This window comes from Streptococcus mitis (genome assembly GCF_001579035.1).
Taxonomy (GTDB): domain Bacteria; phylum Bacillota; class Bacilli; order Lactobacillales; family Streptococcaceae; genus Streptococcus; species Streptococcus mitis_J.
Window position 1 is genome coordinate 122,268 of the sequence record NZ_KQ970289.1, and the last position, 4,544, is coordinate 126,811.

Consider the following 4,544-nt stretch of genomic DNA (forward strand, 5'->3'; position numbering starts at 1 on the left):
CAGATTCGCTAACATAGCAACTCCAAATAGCCCTTCCATGATGGGAGCCAATACATTTCCTCCATGGAGACCAAAAAACCAGAATAACTTATTCAAAAAGATCATCAGAATAACTGCAAAGAAACTTTGAGATAAACCTAGTAATGGCGTTTGTAACACCTTGTAAACCCAATCAATCAATAAATCATTGCTAAGTAGATGGAAAATATAAGTCAAAATAGCTACTATATACATCGCCATAAATCCTGGAATGATAGAAGTGAACGGTTTAGCAATCGCAGGGGGAACTGAATCTGGTAACTTGATGACCCAGTTCTTTTTCATTACTTTACAGAAAATAATAGAGGCTAAAAATCCAATTATCATGGCTGTAAAGTAACCTCTGGCATTGATATGGTTTCCTGGAATCACATTCCCAATAGTGACCATCAAATTTTTACCATCAAATTTTAGATTATCAATTCCTTGTAGGATTTGTTCTAATTTCACATCTCCTACATTTGCCAAAGGGAAACTCTTTGTAACTGTACTTCCGATCGAAATGACAAACGAGGCAAGTGATACCAAACCAGCAGAAACTGTATCAACCTTATAAATCTTAGCGATATTCACTCCCAAGCAATAGATGAATAACAAGGAAACAATTGGTATACTTCCCTTGAATACCAAATTATTGATGTCAACAAGCCACTGAAAGGTTTTCGTAATACTTTCTAGGTGAAATTGTTGTGGTAAATCCACTAGAAAAGCATTGAATAACAAAGCAATGGAACCTGTCATAATAACAGGCATCGTCCCCACAAATGAATCACGCAAAGCAACTAAAAACTTCTGATTCCCAACTTTCATTGCAATTGGAGAAAGTTTTTCTTGCATTTTATCCAACATTGTATTCATAGCAAACTCCTAATTTTTTTCAAATCGTTTGTACACTTCTACCACTTCTTTTGCCAAGTCAACAAATGTCAGACTCGTCATTAAATGATCTTGTGCATGTACCATCAAGAGGCTAATTGAAGTTTCTTCTCCCTGTGCCTCTCTTGTCAACATTTCTGTTTGAGCCTTATGCGCCTGTAATAAGGCATCATTCGCATCAGCTAATTTTTGATTGGCTTTGGAGAAATCCCCTTTTTTTGCTGCCTGAATAGCCTCCATAGCATTACTTTTGGCTTCCCCACCATACATAATTAGCCCCATTACAGATTCTAAATTACTTTCATCCATAACATTCTCCTCCATCTTAGTCTAATAAACTTTCAGCTAAATCTAAGACTTTAGAACCATTCATCATTCCATAATCTGTCATCGGAATAACCGCCACAGGAATCTGTCTATCTTTTAATTTTTCTTGAAAGTTCCCTAATAAATAGCGAACTTGAGGACCTAAAAGTAACACATTTACTTCTTTTGTCTCTACAATTTCTTCTGCTTCTGGAGCTGGAACCGCAAAAATTTCTGCATCCAATCCCTTATCTTCTGCTGCCTTTTGCATCTTTGTCACTAGCAAACTTGTACTCATACCTGCTGCACATGCTAACATAATTGTTACTTTAGCCATAGCTTACTCCTTTATCACCTATTTACTGATCTAGCCAAGCGAGATACTGTATGTCTCACTCCTCTAATTGCCTTGCTCAAGGCATAAATATTATCGACTGTTGCCAGTCCCCCATATCCTGCGTCACCTATATGTTGAATATCAACTCCACAAATTTTATTTCTCAACGCAATTTCTCTAATTGTCTCCGTGTCAGAGGTTTCTTGGCTAGTCCCAATAGCACTCAGCACTAGTCCACCTTTACTGTGAACTAGATCTACCACTGCACGCAATTCTTCATCGTTAAAAGAAGGAACCGTCCCAACAGCTGGAACTAAAATCACGTCTGCACCTGCTTCAAGCAACTGCTCCGCAACGGAAATATCCGCGACAGGTTCTTGCACTCCAGCACCGTGCATTTTACCAGCTATAATCAAACCTGAGAAATTCTCTTTAGCAGATTGAACTGCTTTGATAATCTCTTTATTGCTAACTCCTGTACCTGGATTTCCAGTCAGACAAACAAAATCAAACCCAAGTTCTTCAATCCTCTTAAAGGTATCTCTGTTTGCAACACGACCTGCAACAATTTCTTGTGTTTCTTCTAGCATTTTTGCAGATGGGTCAATCGGTTCCAAATTTACACCAATTGGGCAAGCAACAAGCTGGTGTAAGCGATGAATAACATCATCACCTGAACTATCCAAAGCATAAATTTTAGGCTCAAAAACATCAACACAATTCAATAAAATCATGTCAGCTCCAAAAGCTCTAGCAATTTCAGAATTAGTAATATCCCCAACAAATGTCTCACGAGTAACTACATTTTCAGATAGAACAACTCTACCTTCACTTGCTAAAATACTTTGTTTTAATTCTTCAGCATTCATCTCTAATATCTCAGACGGATTTGCACTAATTAAACGTTTCATTCTCAATCCTCCAATGATTGAAATATTTTCGTAACAACTAGGCTCTATATCATTGTTAACAAGAAGCCCTATTATCACATACTACCTTATTTTCTATCTTGTAAACAGCGTTACTTTCCATTATCTTCCGTTGCACTTCCTCTTAAATATATTTTATTATCAAAAGTTATCAATTAGCTTTATTTTTTGACGTCAAGTTGTTATTTGATTATCTTTTGTTATTTATATTTTACAACTATAAGAAAGCCTTGTCAAGGATTTGTGTAAATATTTGATTATTTTTTATTATCAATATATAATAAAAAGAGACTTGTAGGTAATGAAAAGATTAACATCTACATTTATCCATAGCAAAAAATCATAAGATTTTAAGAATCTGACAAATAGAAAGATAACTAATATGACCTTATCTAAGAAACAATTACAACTAAGAGCTAAAATACTGGAGACAGTTTATACATTAGGGCCCATTTCACGAATTGAAATTGCTACAAAAACAGGAATAACACCTGCAACAACCAGCAGTATCACAAATGAGTTGATTAAAGAAAACATTCTCTTAGAACTTGGTGAAGACGAACACGATACAAGTGTAGGAAGAAAAAAAATCCTGCTAGATATTCAAGCTAAACGATTTTACTACATCGGTTGTGAACTATCTGAAAAACACTTTACTTTTTCTTTAGGAGATAATCTAGGAAATATCTTAAAAGAGGAGAAAGAAATTGTCACTAAACAGTTAATCCAAGAAAAGGGAAATCAACTCATTAGCCAGACACTAAAGCAATTCTTAAATAACTGCTCTGATTATGAAATAGAAGCAATTGGAATCGCGCTACCTGGTCGCTATTTAGATGATTATAAAATAACAACAAACAATCCTTTATGGCAACATATCGACTTAGAAATGATTCAATCTCACTTTGATAAGCCTTTGTTTTTCTCTAACAATGTTAACTGTATGGCTATAGGTAAACGCCTATTTAGTCGCCAACAGAATGACACTAATTTTGCTTATTTTCATTTTGCTAGAGGTATGCACTGCTCTTATATCTATGACGGAAACATTTATGGGAAAGGAAATCTAATGATTGGAGAAATAGGGCATACAGTAGTTTCATCTGAGGGAGAAGAATGTAGTTGTGGACGCAAGGGATGCTTACAAACTTTTGCTGGAGAATCTTGGTTAATCAAAAAATCAAAAATTCTATATCATCAATCTACCTATTCTCTACTTCCTAGTTTAGTCAAAAATGCCGATGATATTGATATCCAAGTTATTTTAACCGCTTATCAATTAGGTGACACTGGAATAATCACACTTATCCATCAAGCCTTACTCTATCTTAGTCAAACCATTTTAAATATCAGTATGATGATTGACTCTCAAAAAATCTACCTACATAGTCCTTTACTAACAAATCAACACATCATCCAAAAACTATATAGTGAAATGAACTACAAACCCAAATTGCTCTATAATCGCCTACCTGAAGTCATTATTGAACCTTATAATGATTTTACAGCTGCACACTCAGCTATTGCACTTTGTTTGTATCATACAATTCTACATTCCTAATTTTCTATTACATTTAATAAATAGGTTAAAAAGAGGGAGTATATCATAAAAAGCGAACAAACCTGTTTTCTGAAAATCAGAATTCTGTTTTGTTCGCTTTCTTTATATTTGTAATTAAACTCCTATCTCCCCTTTTTCATGATGTATTTTCGTTCAGGTGCTTCAATCATTTGAACGATTTCAAATCCTTCTTTTTGGTAAAGATTTTGAGCTCTTTGATTTGCCTCGAAGACATTCAGAGAAATACTATCTATATCTTCATTTGCAAAGGCCAAACTAACAAATTTCTTTAAAGCCTGACTACCTAAGCCTTGCCCCTGTTTCTGGGGGTTGATAAAAAAATCTTCCAATATGAAGATTACTGTCTTCTAGCCTGATTTTCTGGATAAGCCCGACAAACTCTTGTCCATCAAAGATTGAAAAGATTCCTTCCAAATCTTGCAAGACTTGAATTGTCAAGGGAAAAGAAATCATTGGTCCCATCCATTGTTCTTGA

The 4,544-nt window shown here is 35.0% G+C and carries 5 protein-coding genes and 1 pseudogene; 1 reads left to right on the plus strand and 5 read right to left on the minus strand.

All coding sequences use genetic code 11. From position 1 onward, the window contains the following. The 4 genes from SMIDD26_RS13175 to SMIDD26_RS07860 all read right to left on the minus strand — a co-directional run. Positions 1–897, minus strand: an 897-nt coding sequence (locus SMIDD26_RS13175) for a PTS transporter subunit EIIC (RefSeq protein ID WP_246746991.1), incomplete at its 3' end; no start/stop codon positions are given. Between the two features lie 9 nt (positions 898–906). Then, positions 907–1,224, minus strand: coding sequence for a PTS lactose/cellobiose transporter subunit IIA (locus SMIDD26_RS07850; protein WP_061368566.1), 318 nt, complete (start codon positions 1,222–1,224; stop codon positions 907–909). Positions 1,225–1,240: 16 nt separating this feature from the next. Continuing rightward, the gene (locus SMIDD26_RS07855; RefSeq protein ID WP_061439755.1) at positions 1,241–1,558 is read right to left on the minus strand and encodes a PTS sugar transporter subunit IIB; all 318 of its coding nucleotides are present in this window, start codon (positions 1,556–1,558) and stop codon (positions 1,241–1,243) included. Positions 1,559–1,572: 14 nt separating this feature from the next. After that, on the minus strand, positions 1,573–2,469 hold the full coding sequence (locus SMIDD26_RS07860; RefSeq protein WP_061439756.1) for a DUF7916 family protein: 897 nt from the start codon (positions 2,467–2,469) through the stop codon (positions 1,573–1,575). 400 nt (positions 2,470–2,869) lie between these two features. On the opposite strand from SMIDD26_RS07860, the gene SMIDD26_RS07865 reads away from it, so the two are divergent. Further along, complete coding sequence (locus SMIDD26_RS07865) at positions 2,870–4,048, plus strand: ROK family transcriptional regulator (protein ID WP_061439757.1); 1,179 nt, start codon at positions 2,870–2,872, stop codon at positions 4,046–4,048. A gap of 122 nt (positions 4,049–4,170) precedes the next feature. Here SMIDD26_RS07865 and SMIDD26_RS07870 read toward each other — a convergent pair. Further along, positions 4,171–4,544, minus strand: a pseudogene (locus SMIDD26_RS07870) (GNAT family N-acetyltransferase); the annotation flags it as partial.

Coding starts and splice junctions, on each gene's coding strand:
- SMIDD26_RS07850 (WP_061368566.1), bottom strand. CDS start 1,224: ATGGATGAAAGTAATTTAGAATCTGTAATGGGGCTAATTATGTATGGT.
- SMIDD26_RS07855 (WP_061439755.1), bottom strand. CDS start 1,558: ATGGCTAAAGTAACAATTATGTTAGCATGTGCAGCAGGTATGAGTACA.
- SMIDD26_RS07860 (WP_061439756.1), bottom strand. CDS start 2,469: ATGAAACGTTTAATTAGTGCAAATCCGTCTGAGATATTAGAGATGAAT.
- SMIDD26_RS07865 (WP_061439757.1), top strand. CDS start 2,870: ATGACCTTATCTAAGAAACAATTACAACTAAGAGCTAAAATACTGGAG.